This window comes from Ensifer sp. Root278 (assembly GCF_001429285.1).
Classification (GTDB): Bacteria; Pseudomonadota; Alphaproteobacteria; order Rhizobiales; family Rhizobiaceae; genus Ensifer.
Map to the genome: position 1 here is coordinate 394,305 of NZ_LMJJ01000041.1, position 18,902 is coordinate 413,206.

Consider the following 18,902-nt stretch of genomic DNA (forward strand, 5'->3'; position numbering starts at 1 on the left):
TTAAAAACAACGTCTTGCTTCCCACTTCGCGGCTTCGCAATGGGAGATTTTTCAGCCATGACATTGTCCGAGCTTCGCATTTCCACCGATCGCCTCGTCATCCGGCCATTCGTGCCCGACGATTTTGCCGCCTTCTTCGCCTATCACCGGCTGCCGGACGTCTATCGCTATCTCTATCAAGAACCGCTGGACGAGACGGCTGCGCGGGTGAAGTTCGCCAAGGCTTCAGCGCCGCAACTTGCTGACGACGGGGATGTCGCGGTGTTCGCGGTCGAACGCCAGGAGGATGGCGCTCTGATTGGCGAGGTGCTGCTGAAGCTCGCAAGCCGGGCGGCCGAGCAGGCGGAGACCGGCTACATCTTCAATCCGGCATTCGCCGGCAAGGGCTATGCCACCGAGGCGATGCGCGCCATTCTCGATCTCGGCTTTTCGACGCTGCACTTCCACCGGATTTTTGCCCGGCTCGATGCGCTGAACAAGGGATCGGTCGGTGTCGTCGAACGTCTCGGCATGCGCCGCGAAGCGCATCTGATCGAGAATGACCGGTTCAACGGCGCCTGGGGCGACGAACTCGTCTATGCGCTGCTGAAACGAGAATGGCAGGCCAAGTCTGAGATCGGCTGAGTCCGCAGACGAGCCGGCCAGCGGCGTTACAGCGGACGCTTGGCGACGAGCATGTAGTTGACGTCCATATCCTTGGACAGGTTCCACTGATTGGCGAGCGGATTGAAGAAGACGCCGGTGCGTTCAGTGACTTCGAGACCGCTCGCTGAGAGCGGCTTTTCCAGTTCTTCCGGGCGCACCAGCTTTTCATACTGGTGGGTGCCGCGCGGCAGCCAACGCAGCACGTTTTCGGCGGCGAAGATGGCAAGGGCTGCTGCCTTCATGGTGCGGTTGATCGTGGCGACGAACATCAGACCGCCAGGTCGAACCATATGGGCACAGGTGGTCATGAAGAAATCGACGTCGGCGACGTGCTCGACCACTTCCATGTTGAGCACGATGTCAAAACTCTCGCCGGCTTCGGCCAGCGCCTCAGCGGTCACGGCGCGATAGTCGACCGCCACGCCGCTTCCGGCCGCATGCGTCTTGGCGATGCCGATGTTTTTCTCCGAAGCATCGGCGCCGAGGACGTCTGCACCCATGCGCGCCATCGGCTCGGACAGGAGGCCGCCGCCGCAGCCGATATCGAGCAGCCGCAGACCTTTCAGCGGTTGCAGGCCCTTGGGATCGCGACCGAAATGTTCGGCCACCTTGTCGCGAATGTAGGCAAGGCGAACGGGATTGAACTTGTGCAGCGGCCGGAACTTGCCGGTCGGGTCCCACCACTCCGCAGCCATGGCGGAGAACCGGTCTACCTCGCTCTGGTCGATCGTCGTGCGTGCGGTCTCGCTCATGTCGCCGTCTCCTTGCATCGTCTCTCGTGAAGTCGGACGATCAGGCAGGGAAGTCAAGAGCCGGTGATGGGCCAGATGGGCGCAGGCCAGGCGGGCGCGTTGTTCTACCTGCTCTATTGCGCATCCGCCTGCGGCTGGTAGTGCAGGATGACCACGCCCGATTTCAGTGGGCGAGCGTGGGTCAATTTGAGTTCCGTTCGCTTCAACCCTGGCTTGAACAGGGGCACGCCGTTGCCCAGAAGCACCGGATTGATGCCGAGACGATACTCATCGACGAGGCCCTTCGCGATCAGCCCTGCTGCGAAGTCCGCACTGCCGAAAACGAAGATCGTGCCGCCATCGCGTTGCTTCAGCCGTTCGACTTCCTTGGCGGCGTCGCCGGTCACGAGTGTCGTCCTGTGCCAATCGGCGGATGTCAGCGTGCGCGAGAAGACGAACTTCTCGACGCCGTTCATGAAGGTGGCGATGTTACCTTCGGCGGACGGCCAGTAGGCCGCCATCATTTCATAGGTCACGCGGCCGAAGAGCAAAGTGTCCGCTTCGAGTTGCGTTTCGCCGATATAGGCGGCGAGTTCGTCCTCGAAGACGAACCAACCGATGTCATGCCCCGGTGCTTCGAAGAAGCCGTCGACGCTGACCATGTCCCACATGATGACCCTGCGCATTGTCTCTCTCCCGTTGCTGCATGTCCTGGCATGGGGAAGATTTGCAAAACTGATATAGTTTTGCGATTGGGCAGTCGCTGTCGTTGCGCCGAAGCCTTCTGATCAGCTGCTCGAAATCGGCTGCGGTCACGGCGTTGCAGTGACCAACGTTTGCGAGCGGCTTGTCGACGGGGGGATTGTAGCCATCGATCGATCGGCCACCATGGTCGCGGCGGCAATGCGCCGAAATGCTGTACACCTTGCTGCCGGGCGGGCCATCGTGCAGGTCGCGGACCTTCGCTCACTCGATCTGGATCATCGCCGCTTCGACAAGGTGTTTGCGATCCGCGTCGGCGTCTTTAGGCGGGGCGATCCCACGCGTGAGTTTGCTGCGCTGGTACGGCTGTTGAAGCCGGAAGGGCGCCTCTTTCTCTTTCACGACGAGCCGTCCACGGGTGCGGATGAGGTTGGCGCGCGGATCGAAGCGGCAGTTCTTCGCCATCGGTGGAACGTCGAGGCTCGGTCGACGCACGTCTTCGACGGCGGCGAGGTCGCCTGCGTGATCGCCCGGCCACCTTCCTACAGCGCCGCGCGTCTTATCAGACGCGCAAAGGTCGCTGTAGCACTTTGAATTGCTGCATGTTTTTGTCCTTTAATCGGGTACGATTAAAGGAAACATGCAGTAGCTACGATGCAGAAGGTGACGCCCGCTCATCGCGGGCGTCACGGGTGCCATCGGGTTCGCTTGCGCGATCGCTAGCCAAGTTCGCTCGCCGCAGCTGCGGCGAAGAAGTCTTCCGGGTCTTCGACTTCGACCAGCCGGCGCTTTTCGATTAGCCAGAAGCGGTTGCCGACATTGCGCACGAAGCTGCGGTCGTGGGAGACCAGAAGGCAGCTCGTCTCGTGTTTCAGCAACTCCGCCTCGAGCGCCTCCTGGCCCTCGATGTCCAGATGGTTGGTCGGCTCGTCGAGCAGGTAGAAATTCGGCTCCTTCAGGCGCAGCACCAGCATGGCGAGGCGGGCCTTCTGACCGCCGGAGAGCCTGGCGATTGCTTTTTCCTGCATGTCGATGCCGACACCGGCGCCAACGAGCAGTGTGCGAGCCCGTTGATCGCCCAGCGAGAAGCGACGGGAAAGGGCGGCAAGCGGCGTCTCGTCGTCCGAAAGCCCGGCAAGCGCCTGGTCGCTGTAGCCGAGCACCAGCGAAGGCGTCGCCTTCAGCGCTTCCGGCGCGCGGCCGGGCTCCTCGATCGCGGCACGGATCAGGTTGACGAGCCGCGTCTTGCCGGCGCCGTTTTCGCCCAAGAGCACGATGCGGTCGCCCTGGCAGATCCAGCGCTTGCCGGTGCGGAAGAGCGCCGTGCCGTCCGGCGTTTCGACCGGGACGTCGTCCAGTGTCACCAGGATCTTGGCGTGGGTGCCGCGGTTGGCGAGCCGGATCGCGCCGGCGGAGCGCTCCTGATGCGCAGGTTTCGCCGCGTCCTCCAGCCGTTCGGCTCGCTGCTTCAACTGTTTCGTCTTCACGGTCAGCAAATCGCTGCCGGAATTGATGCCGATGTTGTTGAGCTTGGCGGCCTGGCGGCGAAGCTGTTGCGCCACCTTCATGTCACGCTGATAGCGCCGCTCCTCGGAGGCGTCCACTTCATCGAGGGTAGCGCGCGCCCGCGAATAGGGGAGCGCGAAGATTGGCGATTGCTCGGGTCTGAGGAACAGCGTCCGGTTGGTGGTGGCGTCCAGGAAGGCGCGGTCGTGGCTGGCGACGAGCACCGGCACGTCGCGCGGCAGGGCGTTCAGCCAGGCTTCGAGCCGGGCGATCTTGGCGAGATCGAGGTGGTTGGTCGGCTCGTCCAGGAGCAGGGCGTCCGGATCGCTGACCCAGACGCGGGCGAGAAGCATGAGCCGCTGCCAGCCGCCGCTCAGTTCCGAGACCGCACGCTGGCGCAGCACTTCCGGCACGTCGAGCGAATCGAGCACGATGTCGACGCGCCAGCTCTCATTTTCCGCCTGGTCGGCCGGAAGGGCCGAAAGAACGGCGTCGTGGAAGGAGAGGGGCAGCAAGGCGGCCGCAACGTTCTGCTCGACATGGCCGATGGTCAGGCTGCGTGAGCGCGTGATTTCCCCGGCCGTCGGATCGAAGCTGCCTGCGATCGATTTCAGCAGGGTCGTCTTTCCGCGGCCATTCGCGGCGACGATGCCGATACGGTCACCGGCGGCGACGGAGAGGTTGAGGTTGGAAAAAAGCGGTGCGCTCAGGCTGACGCCGAGGTTGCGGATATTGATCAAGGCCATGGTCGATCTCTGGACTGCGCGAGCGACGATGAGACATCCGTGGCGGCACTTCAGGCCGGGTTTTCTGATGATTGGACCCGGAACAGCACGCATGCTGTCAACGGGCAGTCAGCTCGGTATTGGAAGACGATGCAGGCGCTTAAACCGAAACGGTTCCGCACTGCATCACTCTGGGCAGACCAGGGATAGGATCGCGATTTTCGCGAAAGGATGTCTGGTCAGCCCTGCAAACGCATCTGCAGGGCTTGGACGGGGCCACGCTGGCGGTGGTGCCGGAAAAATGTCATCACGTGCAGCCCCCCTTTCTCGAATTCAAGTTGCGAGCCACCTTTAGCATCGAAGCCGGTAATTTTCAACGTGGCATTGCGGGGTCTATCGGTACGGATATTTCCGTGAATTCCTGTCCTGGGCAATATTGTTGCGAAATGCGGGGTCGTGGTGCGCGGCGAGCCCCGAATCTGTGTCCGCGTGCCATTGCGTGCCGCCCCCTGATCCGCTAAGAGACGCCGCGACTTTCCGCTCCCCGAAGCGGTGACTGCCGATGTCCGAGAAGTCTCCCAAGCTTTTTGACCGTCGGGCGCCGGCGGGGGCTTTCCTGTCACGCGCGCCTACGCGCGCTAAATTGGGTACCGGTAGAGGCACATGGCACGCATCGTGATGAAATTCGGCGGAACCTCCGTCGCTGATTTGGACCGCATCCACAATGTCGCCCGCCATGTGAAACGCGAGGTCGATGCCGGCCACGAAGTCGCCGTCGTCGTTTCCGCCATGTCCGGCAAGACCAATGAGCTGGTCGGCTGGGTGCAGAACATGCCGAAGGCAACCGGCGCCAACTCGCCGTTCTACGACGCGCGCGAATACGATGCGATCGTTGCTTCCGGCGAACAGGTGACGTCCGGTCTGCTTTCGATCGCGCTGCAGTCGATGGGCATCAACGCCCGCTCCTGGCAGGGTTGGCAGATCCCGATCCGCACCGACAACGCCCATGGCGCTGCCCGCATCCTCGATATCGACGGCGCCGAGATCATTCGCCGCATGGGCGAGGGCCAGGTAGCTGTCGTTGCCGGCTTCCAGGGTCTCGGTCCCGATAATCGCCTCGCCACACTCGGCCGCGGCGGTTCCGACACCTCGGCCGTTGCTATCGCCGCTGCCGTCAAGGCCGACCGTTGCGACATCTATACCGACGTCGATGGCGTCTATACGACCGACCCGCGCATCGAGCCGAAGGCGCGGCGGCTGAAGAAAATCGCGTTCGAGGAAATGCTGGAAATGGCATCGCTCGGCGCCAAGGTGCTGCAGGTGCGCTCGGTCGAGCTTGCCATGGTGCACAAGGTCCGCACCTTCGTGCGGTCGTCTTTCGAAGATCCCGATGCGCCGGGCATGGGTGACCTTCTCAATCCGCCCGGTACGCTGATTTGTGATGAGGATGAGATCGTGGAACAGGAAGTCGTAACCGGCATTGCCTATGCCAAGGATGAAGCCCAGATTTCGCTGCGCCGTCTCGCCGACCGGCCGGGCGTCTCCGCTGCGATCTTCGGCCCGCTTGCTGAAGCCCATATCAACGTCGACATGATCGTTCAGAACATCTCCGAGGACGGTTCGAAGACCGACATGACCTTCACGGTTCCGTCGGGCGATGTCGACAAGGCACTGAAGGTGCTCGGCGACAACAAGGAAAAGATCGGCTACGACGTCGTCCAGTCCGAGGCCGGCCTCGTCAAGGTATCGGTCATCGGCATCGGCATGCGCAGCCATGCCGGCGTCGCCGCGTCCGCATTCCGCGCGCTTGCCGACAAGGGCATCAACATCAAGGCGATCACCACTTCCGAGATCAAGATTTCGATCCTGATCGACGGTCCCTATGCGGAATTGGCGGTTCGCACTTTGCATTCCGCTTACGGTCTCGATAAGAGTTAATCGACAGACGACCGATTTGGGATTCGCGGCGGTTTTGCCCGCGTATCCCCTTGCCGCCGTCACCTCTATTTCGGGAGACCCCACGCGATGAGAGACCTTTCCGCAGGTCCGCGCGTTCTCCTCAAGCGGTTGCGCGAGTTGATGGCGGAACCGCTGGAGCCGCAGGAGCGCCTTGACCGTATCGTGCGCCAGATCGCGCAGAACATGGTTGCGGAAGTGTGTTCGGTCTATGTGCTACGTTCCGACGGCGTGCTCGAACTCTACGCGACGGAAGGTCTGAACAAGGCGGCCGTCCACCTGGCGCAATTGAAGATGGGGCAGGGCCTCGTCGGCACCATCGCCGCCTCGGCGCGGCCTCTCAATCTTTCCGACGCCCAGTCGCACCCGGCCTTTACCTACCTGCCGGAAACCGGTGAAGAGATCTACCATTCCTTCCTCGGCGTGCCGATCCTGCGCACGGGCCGCGCGCTTGGCGTTCTCGTCGTCCAGAACAAGGCGATGCGCAACTATCGCGAGGACGAGGTCGAGGCGCTCGAGACGACCGCCATGGTTCTCGCCGAGATGGTGGCGACCGGTGAACTCAAGAAGATCACCAAGCCGGGCCTCGAGCTCGACCTCTCGCGTCCCGTCTCGATCGAGGGCAACAGCTATGGCGAAGGCATTGGCCTTGGCTATGTCGTCCTGCACGAACCGAGGATCGTCGTCACCAACCTCCTCAACGAGGACACCGACCAGGAATTGCAGCGACTTGCCGAAGCGCTGGGGTCGCTGCGCATCTCGATCGACGACATGCTGTCGCGCCGCGAGGTGTCGATGGAGGGCGAGCATCGGGCAGTGCTCGAAACCTACCGGATGTTCGCCCATGATCGCGGCTGGGTGCGCAAGCTCGAAGAGGCGATCCGCAACGGCCTGACGGCGGAGGCGGCAGTCGAGCGCGTCCAGAGCGAAACCAAGGCGCGGATGATCCGGCTGACGGACCCGTACTTGCGCGAGCGCATGCATGATTTCGACGATCTGGCCAACCGCCTGCTGCGCCAGCTTTCCGGCTATGGCGCCAAGCTTTCGGCCAGCGACTTCCCGACCGATGCGGTGATCGTCGCGCGTGCCATGGGCGCTGCCGAACTGCTCGACTATCCGCGCGAAAACGTGCGCGGTCTGGTGCTCGAAGAGGGCGCCGTCACCAGCCACGTGGTGATCGTCGCCCGTGCCATGGGCATTCCGGTCATTGGCCAGGCGACGGGCGCGGTGGCGCTTGCGGAAAACCGCGATGCGATCATCATCGACGGCGACGATGCCAAGGTGCACTTGCGGCCGCTCGCCGACCTGCAGCGCGCCTACGAGGAAAAGGTTCGCTTCCGGGCACGGCGCCAGGCGCAGTTCCGGGCGCTGAAGGACGTCGAGCCGCTGACCAGAGACGGCAAGCGCATCACGCTGCAAATGAATGCAGGCCTGCTCGTGGACCTGCCGCATCTGAACGAGGCGGGGGCAGAAGGCATCGGCCTGTTCCGCACCGAACTTCAGTTCATGATCGCCTCGACCATGCCGAAGGCGGAAGAACAGGAAGCGTTTTACCGCAGTGTGCTGAAGCAGACGGGCGGAAAGCCCGTGACCTTCCGCACCCTCGACATCGGCGGCGACAAGGTCGTCCCCTATTTCCGCGCCGCGGAAGAGGAAAATCCGGCGCTCGGCTGGCGCGCGATCCGGCTTTCGCTTGATCGCCCAGGTCTGCTGCGGACCCAGCTTCGCGCGATGCTGCGCGCGGCGGCCGGTGCCGAGCTCAAGCTGATGCTGCCGATGGTCACCGAAGTTTCCGAACTCAGGATTGCACGCGACCTGCTGCAGAAGGAAATCGAGCGGCAGTCGAAACTTGGCGAACAGTTGCCGCGCAAGCTGCAGTTCGGCGCCATGCTGGAGGTGCCGGCGCTCTTGTGGCAGCTCGACGAACTGATGATGGAAGTGGACTTCGTCTCGGTCGGCTCGAATGATCTCTTCCAGTTCGCGATGGCGGTCGATCGGGGCAATGCCCGCGTATCCGATCGCTTCGACGTGCTCGGGCGGCCGTTCCTCAGGATCCTGCGCGACATCGTGCGCGCCGGCGACCGGCACGAAACCCCGGTGACGCTCTGCGGCGAGATGGCGAGCAAGCCGCTCTCGGCCATGGCGTTGCTGGGCTTAGGTTTCCGTTCGGTTTCGATGTCGCCGACGGCCGTAGGGCCGATCAAGGCGATGCTGCTGGCGCTCGACGCGGGCAAGCTTGGTGCCGCGCTCAATGCGGCGCTGGACGACACACGCGACCAGACGTCCGTTCGCCAGATGCTGGTGGATTTCGCCGCGGAAAACGGCATTCCGGTTTAGATTGAATTGACGCGTCGCGACCCTCGTCCGGACCATGATCCGGGCGAGGGGAGATGCATTTGGAGTGAGACTTGGCAAAGCTTCCCGTTGAAAAGATGCGCGAACTGGAACGGCGGTTCGGTGAGATCGAGGCCCGCATGTCGGCCGGCCCGGCCGCGGACGTTTATGTCAAGCTCGCCTCGGAATATTCCGAACTGCAGCCGGTCGTGACGAAGATCCGCGCCTACGAGAAGGCGATGACCGAGCTTGCCGACATCACTGCCATGCTCGCGGACAAATCGACCGATCGGGAGATGCGCGATCTCGCCGAAATGGAAAAGCCCGAGGTCGAAGCGACGATCGAGGCACTGGAGCAGGAAATCCAGATCCTGCTTCTGCCGAAGGATGCGGCCGACGAGAAGAGTGCGATCCTCGAAATTCGCGCCGGTACCGGCGGATCGGAAGCGGCGCTTTTTGCCGGCGATCTCTTCCGCATGTACGAGCGCTACGCGGCCGGCAAGGGCTGGCGCGTCGAGGTGCTTTCGGCGAGCGACGGCGAGGCCGGCGGGTTCAAGGAAATCATCGCAACAGTTTCCGGGCGCGGGGTGTTCTCGCGGCTGAAATTCGAATCCGGCGTGCACCGGGTGCAGCGTGTACCGGAAACCGAGGCGAGCGGCCGTATTCATACATCGGCGGCAACCGTCGCCGTGCTGCCTGAGGCCGAAGACATCGACATCGAGATCCGGCCCGAGGATATCCGCATCGACACCATGCGTTCGTCGGGTGCCGGCGGTCAGCACGTCAACACGACGGACTCGGCCGTGCGCATCACCCACCTTCCGACCGGTCTCGTCGTCACCAGTTCGGAAAAGTCGCAGCACCAGAACCGGGCAAAGGCGATGCAGGTCCTGCGCTCGCGCCTCTACGATATGGAGCGCCAGCGCGCCGACAGCGAACGCTCGGCCGACCGCAAGAGCCAAGTGGGCTCGGGCGACCGCTCCGAGCGCATTCGCACCTATAATTTCCCGCAGGGCCGCCTCACCGATCACCGCATCAACCTGACGCTCTACAAGCTCGATCGGATGATGATGGGCGAGATCGACGAGGTCGTCGATGCGCTGCTTGCCGACTACCAGGCGAGCCAGCTGGCGCTGCTTGGCGAACAGCGGGGCTGAGCCATGGCGGAAACGCTCGCGAGCCTCGTTGCCGAAAGCCGCGACCGCCTGCAAGCGGGCGGCATAGAGAATGCGGCGCTCGATGTGCGGCATCTGATCTCCGGCCTGCTCTACATGTCGCTGAGCGCGGTCGTGTCTCGGGGCAGGGACCCGATTTCGGATGAGGACGCTACCCGGATCCGGGTGGCGGTGGCGCGGCGACTGGCACGCGAACCGGTCTACCGTATTCTTGGTGAACGCGAATTTTTCGGCCTGCCGCTGAAACTTTCGAAGGAAACGCTGGAGCCTCGCCCGGACACCGAGACGCTCGTCGATCGGATGATCCCTTATCTGCGTGCGGTGGTAGCGCGAAAGGGCGGTTGCGCGCTTATCGATCTCGGCACCGGTACTGGGGCGATTTGTATCGCGCTGCTGTCGCAAGTTCTTGAAGCAGGGGGCACGGCTACCGATATATCCAAGGACGCACTGGCAACGGCGACGGCGAATGCAGCTGCGCTCGGTCTTGCGGATCGGTTCCGGCCGCTTCTCAGCAACTGGTACGAAAAGGTGGATGGTCGCTACGATGTGATCGTCTCAAATCCGCCGTATATCCGGTCCAGTGTCGTCCATGAGCTTGAGCCGGAGGTGAGACTTCACGACCCGGCCGCAGCGCTTGATGGCGGAGAAGACGGGCTTGATGCCTATCGCGCCATCGCTTCTCAGGCTGGTCATCATCTTGAGACAAACGGCGTGATAGGCTTGGAAATCGGTTTCGACCAGAAAGAGGCGGTGACGGCGTTGTTTAGCGCCGAAAATTTCCGTCTGCGTGAAGAGGCGAAGGATCTCGGCGGTAATGACCGCGTCCTGATCTTCGAACGCGACACAAACCGTTGAAAAAATGCTGCACTGACGCATCTTCTTTCTTGCACAGGCAAAGAAAGGGCTTGGAATCCCAGAGGAAGCGGGCTAGTTTGCCCGCGCACTGGGCAGAAGGTCATGGACCTAAGATTCGTTCCGGTATGACCTGGCCACGGGGATTGCTCTCAAGAAAGAGTTGCTAGGGTTCAACAAGTGCCTTGTGCGGGTACCTGTTAATTTGACGCCAGTCGGCGCCGAAGCCGCCATTGTGCGAGCGCAACGGCGCGTGTTCTGTCGGGCGTGAACGGATCCGGCCGGAAGACGAAACCACATGATCATCATTATCAAGAGAATTCGGGTGAATGCACTATGAGGCCAGGACAGCAAAACAAGCGCGGCCGCGGGCGGAATAACAATAGCAACAACAATAACAATGGAAATAACAACAACCACAACCGCAAGGGCTCGAACCCGCTGACGCGGACCTATGACAGCTCCGGCCCGGATGTGAAGATTCGCGGTACTGCTCAGCACATCGCCGAGAAGTACTCAGCGCTTGCGCGCGATGCACAGAGCTCCGGCGACCGCGTCATCGCAGAAAACTACCTTCAGCACGCCGAACACTACAACCGCATCATTGCTGCCGCACAGGCGCAGATGCAGGACCGGTTCCAGCGTGATGACCGTCAGGATTTCCGCGGCCACGACGGGTCCGATCAGGACCAGGACGATCTGGATCAGGGCTACAGCGACGACATGCCGACCCCGGTTGCCGCAGCTCAGGCACCTGCTCCCGAGCCGCAGCCTGTCGTCATCGACGGCACGGGCCCGCAGCCGGTGATCGAAGGCACACCGGCGGAAGTCGCGATGGAAGAGGAAGCCCCGGCTGCCTCCGGCCGCGCCGCATCCCGCCGCCGCAACGCGCCGCGTCCACGCCGTCCGCGCCGCAGCGCACAGGAAGGTGCCGCTGACGAAGCCCAGGCTTCGGGCGATGCCGCTCCGGAAGCACCGGCGCTCGCCGCTTCCGAATAAGCGGCGGTCTATCAGCGTTGCCCATTCTCAGGGCACGACAAAAACCCGGCCTGTCACGGCCGGGTTTTTCTTTGTCTGGTCATCGGTGATCAAACGTCGACGCTGTCGACGATCAGTGCGGCAAGATTGGCGCTGGCGGCCGTCTCGTTCGTCCGGCCGCGGATCAGCTCGCGGCCGATCGCCTCGGCTGCTCCTGCGATACCGGTGCAGCGCAGGCGCAAATCGTCGGAGGGAATTTTCGCGAAGGGTCCGAGTGCCGCCTGGATCGCGGCGACATAGTCGTCGACCTGTTGCTGCTGCGTCGCGATCATGTCCGCGTTGCCGCGTAGCGCTCCTGAGATGGCCTGCCATTCCTCACCACTGTCGACGGCACAGTCGATGTAAACCGAGCTGATGATGTCGGCGACCGCATCGAGCTCTTTCGGTGCCCCCGTAAGCGCGGCCTGCAGTTTGGTTGCGTGGCGGTCTTCGATTTCCTGGGAAAGCGCGATCAAAAGCCCCTCGCGCGTGCCGAAATGCTCGTAGGCGATCGGCTTGCTGACGCCGGCGCGTTCGGCGAGGTGGCCGAGCGTCAGGGCGTCGGCGCCGCACTCGCGCAGGATCTCCTTGGCGGTCTCGATCAACTGGGCACGCCGTTCGGGCTTGGCGAGCTTTCGGCTTTTGGTCGGGGCCATCGATCGCAATCCTTTTCGCGTCGGCTCGTGGCTCTTGAAATCGGCGTTCGGCAACCTATCTACCAATAGTAAGTTACTAATGGTAGGTTCGGCAATCAGCCGGACACCTTTCGTTTAGGAGATAGGAAGATGTCGAGCAAGTTTCAGCCTGTTTTGATCATCGGCGGTTCCGGGGTTGTCGGATCGCAGGCGGCGAAAATCATCCGCCGGCTCCACCCTACACTGCCGATCGCCATCGGTGGCCGTGATCTCGGCAAGGCCGAAGCGGTTGCGCGCGAAGTGGGCGGGGCAATCGGTGTCAGTATCGACTTGGAGCGGGCCGATCTTGGTGTCGGCGATGAGCCGCGTTTCAGCGCCGTCGTCATTTTCCTGAAGGACGAGAAGCTGAGCTCGATGCGCTTTGCCCAGCGCCATGGCGTCCCCTATATCAGCCTTTCCAGCGGCACCTTCGAAGTGGGGCCGGAAATGGCGCAATATATCCACGCGCCGGAGAAGGCGCCGATCCTGCTCGCCAGCCACTGGCTTGCCGGGGCCGCCATCTTCCCGATCCTCGAATTCGCCAAGGCATATGAGGCAATCGACATGATCCGCATCGGGGTCCTGCTTGACGAACAGGACATGGGCGGGCCGGCAGCACTTGCCGATTACAATCGCATCACCGGCCTCGCGCCGGCGGCCTTGACCGTCAAGGCCGGCAGGCTCCACTGGGCCGGCGGCGAGGATTCGAAGGCGCGCTACGTCAGCGTCGACGGTGTCGAACTCGATGCGGTCGCCTATTCGCCCTTCGATGTCATGGCGCTTGCGGCTCGGACCAATGCAGCCAACATCCGGCTGGACCTTGCCTTTAGCGAATCCGCGAGCCGGCGCCGCGGCGAGCTGTTTTCGACTGAGATCGTCATCGAGATCGCGGGGCGGGGGAAGGATGGCCAGCCTCTCGACCATCGCCATGAGATCGTGCACCCCGAAGGCCAGGCGCCGCTAACCGCCCTTGGTGTCGCGCTGGCGGTGGAACGTATGCTCGGCCTTGAAGGTGGCGAAGCGTCAGCCCCTGGCCTCTACCTCCCGGAGGTTTTGATCGACCCCGCCTACTACGTTCGGCGCATGAAAGAGTTCGGTGCTTCATTCGCCGAACGGTCGCTGATGGCGGCTTAGCGAACCAACCGGCTTCTCGCCTCCTTGAGTATAAATGCGGCCGCGCTGCAATCCGTCGGGCGGTCGCATTTTTCGGTTGCAGATTTCCGGCCGGAGACCAGCGACGGCTCTTTAATTTCCAAAATCGGTGCCCCATATTCGCTTCGGATGCGTTGATCCGGCGCAAGGCGGTGATCGCTCCACACTGACAGGCTTGCCGAATGCGGGAGCCTGATCCTGAACCACCGACGGGTGCCACGCGATGGGCCTGCCGGGTTATGGAGGTAGAGTATGAACATTGAAAAATATTCCGAGCGCGTGCGCGGTTTTCTGCAGTCGGCGCAGACCTATGCGCTGGCGCAAGGACATCAGCAGTTCACGCCCGAGCATGTGCTGAAAGTGCTGCTCGACGACGATCAAGGCATGGCCGCTTCGCTGATCGAGCGCGCCGGGGGCGACGCCCGCGAGGCGCGCGCTGGCAATGATGCAGCACTTGCCAAGCTTCCCAAAGTTTCCGGTGGCAATGGCTCCGTTTACCTGTCGCAGCCGCTCGCCCGGGTCTTTTCGAGTGCCGAAGAGGCCGCGAAGAAAGCTGGCGACAGCTTTGTCACCGTCGAACGGCTGCTGCTGGCGCTTGCGATCGAGAGCTCGGCCGCGACATCAGGCATTCTCGCCAAGGCCGGCGTGACCCCGACCAAGCTCAACCAGGTGATCAACGACATCCGCAAGGGCCGCACCGCCGATAGCGCAAATGCAGAGCAAGGGTTCGACAGCCTCAAGAAATATGCGCGCGACCTGACGGCCGATGCCCGTGAAGGCAAACTTGACCCGGTGATCGGCCGTGACGACGAGATTCGCCGCACCATCCAGGTGCTGTCGCGCCGCACCAAGAACAACCCGGTGCTGATCGGTGAGCCCGGCGTCGGCAAGACCGCGATCGCCGAGGGCCTTGCCCTGCGCATCGTCAATGGCGACGTGCCGGAAAGCCTCAAGGACAAGCGGCTGATGGCGCTCGACATGGGCGCGCTGATTGCCGGTGCGAAGTATCGCGGCGAGTTCGAGGAGCGGCTGAAGGCCGTTCTCAACGAGGTGCAGGCCGAAAACGGCGAGATCATCCTGTTCATCGACGAGATGCACACGCTGGTCGGTGCCGGCAAGGCGGAAGGAGCAATGGATGCCTCCAACCTCTTGAAGCCGGCGCTTGCGCGCGGCGAGCTGCATTGCGTTGGCGCCACTACGCTTGATGAATATCGCAAGCACGTGGAGAAGGACGCGGCGCTCGCCCGCCGGTTCCAGCCTGTCATGGTCGAGGAGCCGACGGTCGAGGACACGATCTCGATCCTGCGCGGCCTGAAGGAGAAGTACGAGCAGCACCACAAGGTCCGGATCTCGGATTCGGCGCTGGTTGCCGCCGCGACGCTCTCCAACCGCTACATTACGGACCGGTTCCTACCGGACAAGGCGATCGACCTCATGGACGAAGCGGCGTCGCGTCTGCGGATGCAGGTGGACTCCAAGCCTGAAGAGCTCGATGAGCTCGACCGACGCATCATCCAGCTGAAGATCGAGCGCGAGGCCCTGAAGAAGGAAACCGATGCATCGTCGAAGGATCGGCTGGAGAAGCTCGAGTTTGACCTCGCTTCGCTCGAAGAGCAGGCATCGGCCCTGACGGCCCGCTGGCAGGCCGAGAAGCAGAAGCTCGGCCGGGCTGCCGATCTCAAGAAGCAGCTTGACGAAGCCCGCAACGAACTGGCGATCGTCCAGCGCAAGGGCGAGTTCCAGCGCGCCGGCGAATTGACCTACGGTGTCATTCCGAAGCTCGAGAAGGAGCTTTCCGATGCCGAAAGCCAGGAAAACGCCAATGCCAACCCGATGGTGCAGGAGGTCGTGACCCCCGACAACATCGCGCATGTCGTCTCGCGCTGGACCGGCATCCCTGTTGACAAGATGCTGGAAGGCGAACGCGACAAGTTGCTCAGGATGGAGGACGAACTGGCGAAGTGGGTCGTTGGCCAGGGCGACGCCGTGCAGGCGGTCTCCCGTGCGGTCAGGCGCTCGCGTGCCGGGCTTCAGGATCCGAACCGGCCGATCGGCTCGTTCATCTTCCTTGGGCCCACTGGCGTCGGCAAGACGGAGCTCACCAAGGCGCTTGCCCGTTTCCTCTTCGACGACGAGACCGCGCTGATGCGTATCGACATGTCGGAATACATGGAGAAGCACTCCGTGGCCCGGCTGATCGGTGCACCTCCCGGCTATGTCGGCTACGAGGAAGGCGGAGCCCTGACCGAGTCCGTCCGTCGCCGGCCCTACCAGGTCGTACTGTTCGATGAGATCGAGAAGGCGCATCCGGATGTCTTCAACGTGCTCCTGCAGGTGCTCGATGACGGTCGCCTGACCGATGGTCAGGGCCGCACCGTCGACTTCCGCAACACGATGATCATCATGACCTCGAACCTCGGGGCTGAGTATCTGGTCGGACTTGGCGAAAACGAAGACAGCGATGTCGTTCGCGACCAGGTGATGGATGTCGTCAAGTCGGCCTTCCGGCCGGAGTTCCTCAACCGCGTCGACGAGATCATCCTGTTCCACAGGCTGCGTCGCTCGGAGATGGGTGCGATCGTCGATATCCAGCTCGAAAGGCTGCGCAAGCTGCTTACCGAGCGCAAGATCACGCTGGAGCTTGAGGATGACGCTCGAGCCTTCCTTGCCGACAAGGGATACGACCCGGCCTATGGTGCACGTCCGCTGAAGCGGGCGATCCAGAAATACCTGCAGGATCCGCTCGCCGAGAAGATCCTGCAGGGCGAGTTCCCGGATGGTTCGTCCGTCAAGGTGCTTGCCGGCTCCGACCGCCTCAACTTCAAGCGCGGAGCGACGGCGGACAAGGAAGCCGCCTGACAAGGCATCAAACACAGAGGCCGCCCTTCGGGGCGGCCTTTTTTGCTTGTGCAGACTTTGGAAGAGGGGAGGGGTGCCTAGTTGCTTGCGACTTCGGCGCCATCCTTGTTCAGCAACTCGTCGATGCGATCGCGCTCCTTCTCGAACTTCGCCAGCGCGTCGCCGGAAAGCGACTTGCCGCCGGGAAGGCGGATGCGCAGTGGATCGACCTTGTTGCCGTTGACGATCAACTCGTAATGCAGGTGCGGACCGGTCGAAAGGCCCGTTGTGCCAACCCAGCCGATCACCTGGCCCTGGACGACCTTGTTGCCGACTTTGACGTTCTTGGCGATGGCGCTCTGGTGGTTGTACGACGACACGTAGCCGTTGGCGTGGCGGATCAGAGTCTGGTTGCCATAGCCGCCGGAATCCCAGCCGGCCTTTTCCACGACGCCGCTGCCGGCAGCAATGATCGGTGTTCCGCGCGGCGCGGCCCAGTCGACGCCGGTATGCATGCGCGAGAAGCCGAGGATCGGGTGGCGGCGCATGCCGAAGCCGGAGCGGAAATGGCCGTTCGGCACGGGGTTGCGCAGCAGGAACTGGCGGATGCTTTTGCCTTCGGTATCGAAGTAGTCGATCGAATTGTCTTCCGGATCCTGGAACCGGTAGAAGGCGGTGACCGCATCGCCGAATTTGGCGCGGACATAGAGAAGCTCGGATTCTTCCGTCGCCATGCCGCGTTCGTCGGTCACGGAGAAGAAGGCTTCAAGCGAGTCCGTCGGCTTCAGCTGCGCCTGGAAATCGACGTTGCTGGCGAGCAGCTTGACGACGAGGCTGACCATGTCGGCGCTCATGCCATAGGAAAGAGCGGCGCGGTAGATGCCATCATAGACGCGCGGCAGATCGTGGCTGCTGGTCATGACCGGCGCGCCGTTGTCATCGAAGGCGGTGGCGACCGCGTCGAGCTTCGGCGGTTCCGCACCCGGAACGAAGCGGCCCTTGTCGTCGACCGCCATCGTCAGCACATGGCGGTTGCGCGAATAGATGGTGGCGCGCACGATGCGGGCCTCGTCGCCCTTCTGCGCTTCGCCGTTCTGAATGATGCCGATGCGCAGAACATCGCCCTCGCTCAGTTCGTTCGCACCGAGCGCGTCGCCGATATAGCCGGCGGCGTCGTCGGCCTGCGCCTTGGCATAACCGGCATTGACCATGACGGTCGCGATGTCGGTCTGACGCCGCACCGGAATGATGTCGTCGGCGTATTCGGTGCTTTCTTCGTCGATGGTCTCGTAGGCGGCATCGCTCTTGTTCTGCTCGACGATACGGGCGGTCAGGCCCTGAAGCAGGTCAAGCCCGTCGCTCTCCGACGCGAAGCGCTGCGGATCGACGTAATAGAGTGACGCGACCTGGGTGCTGCCCTCGGTCAGGACCGAACCGTTGGTGCGGACATTTTCCTCGACCTCTTCGAGCGACATCGAGCTGTCGAAGGCAACGCCACCTTTCAGCGGGAAATCGACGGTCTTCAGCGCCACTTCGGAATCGACGTTCGAGCCATAGAGCGTACCGGTGCGGGCGACCGGGGATTCCTCGTCCGCCTTGTCCGTGGAAAAGATCGCCAGCGGATCGAAGTCCGGATAGTTTTCCGAGGGCTGATGGTTGGCGGCAAGCGCCATCTTGACGTGAACGAAAGGCTGCTTGCGCACCACTTCCTTCTCGCCGTCATGGGTCATGGTGGAAACTTCCATGACGGTCTTGTCGGCCGGCTTGGCGACGAGTTTGGGCGAAAGGATGCGACCGCCGCGCACCGCGCGTGCCTGCTCGTCTCCGTTCGGCGCGCTGTCGAGCGCCGCATAGGCTTCGGCGGGGATGGCCAACTGTTGGCGCCCGTCGAGTGCTGCAAAAAGAGCAACGCCCATAAGAAGGCTTGAGGTGATGCCGGTCAGAAAGGTGCCGGAAAGCCAGCGGAGGGAGATCTCACGCCTGTCGGGCGCGCGGCGGCCATGCGCAAGGATCGGCGGCTGATCGCCGAGCGACCTGACCATGTTCTTGTCGGTGTTCATGCCGAACTGAGTGTCCCCGATTTCTCTAAACCGTATTCTTGCCTGCGATACGTTGCGCGAAGATGTGCATCTTTCGCGTAACGGAGTCAAATCGCGGGGGAGGGGAGAGGGCGGATATCCAAGAGATCCCACGCCTACCCGCGCGAAAGCATCCGCGAAGCATCGTCGTTCTCGCTTAGATCGGCGGATTGTGAAAAAGTGAGGGCCAAAATGTGTCTCCACAGGCCCGGGAGAGAGGGTAAAACTTTTTTGGGGGCTCAAAGCCCTGCGTTTCCGGCCTTTGTCAGAAATCTGTCATTTTTTTCCAAAAAGCCTGTTGACGTCTGTGAGGCTGGGGGTCTATAAGCCCGATCACTGACGAGGGCGGCGGCGCTGCTGGCGACGACGACCTTCGCTCTAGAGTTTCCCTGGTTGGCTGAGGCTGATTTTGGGGTCTGGGACGCGAGTTTCGGGCTTTGAGGAAACGGTTTGACGGACGGTGAGTTCGTCGGTTTTTTGACAATTGAATATAGAGAAAGAGAAACGTGGGCGGCGG

General features: G+C 62.5%; 14 protein-coding genes. 8 read left to right on the forward strand and 6 right to left on the reverse strand.

Translation table 11 applies throughout. The features are described 5' to 3' along the window. Nucleotides 1-57 precede the first annotated feature (57 nt). Nucleotides 58-624: a GNAT family N-acetyltransferase gene (locus ASE60_RS27740; protein WP_057254797.1), complete on the forward strand. Its 567-nt coding sequence runs from the start codon at nucleotides 58-60 to the stop codon at nucleotides 622-624. Between the two features lie 26 nt (nucleotides 625-650). Here ASE60_RS27740 and ubiG read toward each other — a convergent pair whose 3' ends face one another. From ubiG to ASE60_RS27760, 4 genes are all read right to left on the reverse strand, one after another. Then, a complete protein-coding gene (gene ubiG / locus ASE60_RS27745; RefSeq protein WP_057254798.1) occupies nucleotides 651-1,397 on the reverse strand; it encodes a bifunctional 2-polyprenyl-6-hydroxyphenol methylase/3-demethylubiquinol 3-O-methyltransferase UbiG in 747 nt (248 codons plus the stop codon). A gap of 113 nt (nucleotides 1,398-1,510) precedes the next feature. After that, entirely contained in the window at nucleotides 1,511-2,062 is a 552-nt protein-coding gene (locus tag ASE60_RS27750; protein WP_057254799.1) for a dihydrofolate reductase family protein, read from the reverse strand. A gap of 280 nt (nucleotides 2,063-2,342) precedes the next feature. Further along, nucleotides 2,343-2,543, reverse strand: coding sequence for a hypothetical protein (locus ASE60_RS35875; RefSeq protein ID WP_244495718.1), 201 nt, complete (start codon nucleotides 2,541-2,543; stop codon nucleotides 2,343-2,345). Between the two features lie 254 nt (nucleotides 2,544-2,797). Beyond that, nucleotides 2,798-4,330, reverse strand: coding sequence for an ABC-F family ATP-binding cassette domain-containing protein (locus tag ASE60_RS27760; RefSeq protein ID WP_057254801.1), 1,533 nt, complete (start codon nucleotides 4,328-4,330; stop codon nucleotides 2,798-2,800). Nucleotides 4,331-4,972: 642 nt separating this feature from the next. Here ASE60_RS27760 and ASE60_RS27765 point away from each other — a divergent pair. From ASE60_RS27765 to ASE60_RS27785, 5 genes are all read left to right on the forward strand, one after another. Continuing rightward, nucleotides 4,973-6,247 (forward strand): aspartate kinase, encoded by a 1,275-nt coding sequence (locus ASE60_RS27765; RefSeq protein ID WP_057254802.1) that lies wholly within the window; start codon nucleotides 4,973-4,975, stop codon nucleotides 6,245-6,247. A gap of 87 nt (nucleotides 6,248-6,334) precedes the next feature. Continuing rightward, nucleotides 6,335-8,602, forward strand: a complete 2,268-nt coding sequence (gene ptsP, locus ASE60_RS27770) for a phosphoenolpyruvate--protein phosphotransferase (RefSeq protein ID WP_057254803.1) — start codon at nucleotides 6,335-6,337, stop codon at nucleotides 8,600-8,602. Between the two features lie 71 nt (nucleotides 8,603-8,673). Then, nucleotides 8,674-9,756, forward strand: coding sequence for a peptide chain release factor 1 (gene prfA / locus ASE60_RS27775; RefSeq protein ID WP_057254804.1), 1,083 nt, complete (start codon nucleotides 8,674-8,676; stop codon nucleotides 9,754-9,756). Nucleotides 9,757-9,759: 3 nt separating this feature from the next. After that, complete coding sequence (prmC, locus tag ASE60_RS27780; RefSeq protein WP_057254805.1) at nucleotides 9,760-10,629, forward strand: peptide chain release factor N(5)-glutamine methyltransferase; 870 nt, start codon at nucleotides 9,760-9,762, stop codon at nucleotides 10,627-10,629. A 333-nt stretch (nucleotides 10,630-10,962) separates the two neighbouring features. Further along, a complete protein-coding gene (locus ASE60_RS27785) occupies nucleotides 10,963-11,625 on the forward strand; it encodes a DUF4167 domain-containing protein (RefSeq protein ID WP_057254806.1) in 663 nt (220 codons plus the stop codon). A gap of 89 nt (nucleotides 11,626-11,714) precedes the next feature. On the opposite strand, the gene ASE60_RS27790 is transcribed toward ASE60_RS27785, so the two are convergent. Next, nucleotides 11,715-12,299, reverse strand: coding sequence for a TetR/AcrR family transcriptional regulator (locus ASE60_RS27790; protein ID WP_057254807.1), 585 nt, complete (start codon nucleotides 12,297-12,299; stop codon nucleotides 11,715-11,717). 129 nt (nucleotides 12,300-12,428) lie between these two features. Between ASE60_RS27790 and ASE60_RS27795 the strand changes: the two genes are divergently transcribed. Together ASE60_RS27795 and clpB are read left to right on the forward strand one after the other, a co-directional pair. Beyond that, the gene (locus tag ASE60_RS27795) at nucleotides 12,429-13,451 is read left to right on the forward strand and encodes a hypothetical protein (protein WP_057254808.1); all 1,023 of its coding nucleotides are present in this window, start codon (nucleotides 12,429-12,431) and stop codon (nucleotides 13,449-13,451) included. Nucleotides 13,452-13,721: 270 nt separating this feature from the next. Then, nucleotides 13,722-16,328 carry an ATP-dependent chaperone ClpB gene (gene clpB, locus ASE60_RS27800; RefSeq protein ID WP_057254809.1) on the forward strand — a complete coding sequence of 869 codons (2,607 nt, stop codon included), beginning with the start codon at nucleotides 13,722-13,724 and terminating at the stop codon, nucleotides 16,326-16,328. Between the two features lie 77 nt (nucleotides 16,329-16,405). Here the strand turns inward: clpB and ASE60_RS27805 are convergent, their stop codons facing one another. Beyond that, a complete protein-coding gene (locus tag ASE60_RS27805; protein ID WP_057254810.1) occupies nucleotides 16,406-18,367 on the reverse strand; it encodes a M23 family metallopeptidase in 1,962 nt (653 codons plus the stop codon). Nucleotides 18,368-18,902 lie beyond the last annotated feature (535 nt).

What these genes read in the sequence shown, in the direction of transcription:
- ASE60_RS27740 (WP_057254797.1), top strand. Translation starts at nt 58, where the DNA reads ATGACATTGTCCGAGCTTCGCATTTCCACCGATCGCCTCGTCATCCGG.
- ubiG (WP_057254798.1), bottom strand. Translation starts at nt 1,397, where the DNA reads ATGAGCGAGACCGCACGCACGACGATCGACCAGAGCGAGGTAGACCGG.
- ASE60_RS27750 (WP_057254799.1), bottom strand. Translation starts at nt 2,062, where the DNA reads ATGCGCAGGGTCATCATGTGGGACATGGTCAGCGTCGACGGCTTCTTC.
- ASE60_RS35875 (WP_244495718.1), bottom strand. Translation starts at nt 2,543, where the DNA reads ATGGCGAAGAACTGCCGCTTCGATCCGCGCGCCAACCTCATCCGCACC.
- ASE60_RS27760 (WP_057254801.1), bottom strand. Translation starts at nt 4,330, where the DNA reads ATGGCCTTGATCAATATCCGCAACCTCGGCGTCAGCCTGAGCGCACCG.
- ASE60_RS27765 (WP_057254802.1), top strand. Translation starts at nt 4,973, where the DNA reads ATGGCACGCATCGTGATGAAATTCGGCGGAACCTCCGTCGCTGATTTG.
- ptsP (WP_057254803.1), top strand. Translation starts at nt 6,335, where the DNA reads ATGAGAGACCTTTCCGCAGGTCCGCGCGTTCTCCTCAAGCGGTTGCGC.
- prmC (WP_057254805.1), top strand. Translation starts at nt 9,760, where the DNA reads ATGGCGGAAACGCTCGCGAGCCTCGTTGCCGAAAGCCGCGACCGCCTG.
- ASE60_RS27785 (WP_057254806.1), top strand. Translation starts at nt 10,963, where the DNA reads ATGAGGCCAGGACAGCAAAACAAGCGCGGCCGCGGGCGGAATAACAAT.
- ASE60_RS27790 (WP_057254807.1), bottom strand. Translation starts at nt 12,299, where the DNA reads ATGGCCCCGACCAAAAGCCGAAAGCTCGCCAAGCCCGAACGGCGTGCC.
- ASE60_RS27795 (WP_057254808.1), top strand. Translation starts at nt 12,429, where the DNA reads ATGTCGAGCAAGTTTCAGCCTGTTTTGATCATCGGCGGTTCCGGGGTT.
- clpB (WP_057254809.1), top strand. Translation starts at nt 13,722, where the DNA reads ATGAACATTGAAAAATATTCCGAGCGCGTGCGCGGTTTTCTGCAGTCG.
- ASE60_RS27805 (WP_057254810.1), bottom strand. Translation starts at nt 18,367, where the DNA reads ATGAACACCGACAAGAACATGGTCAGGTCGCTCGGCGATCAGCCGCCG.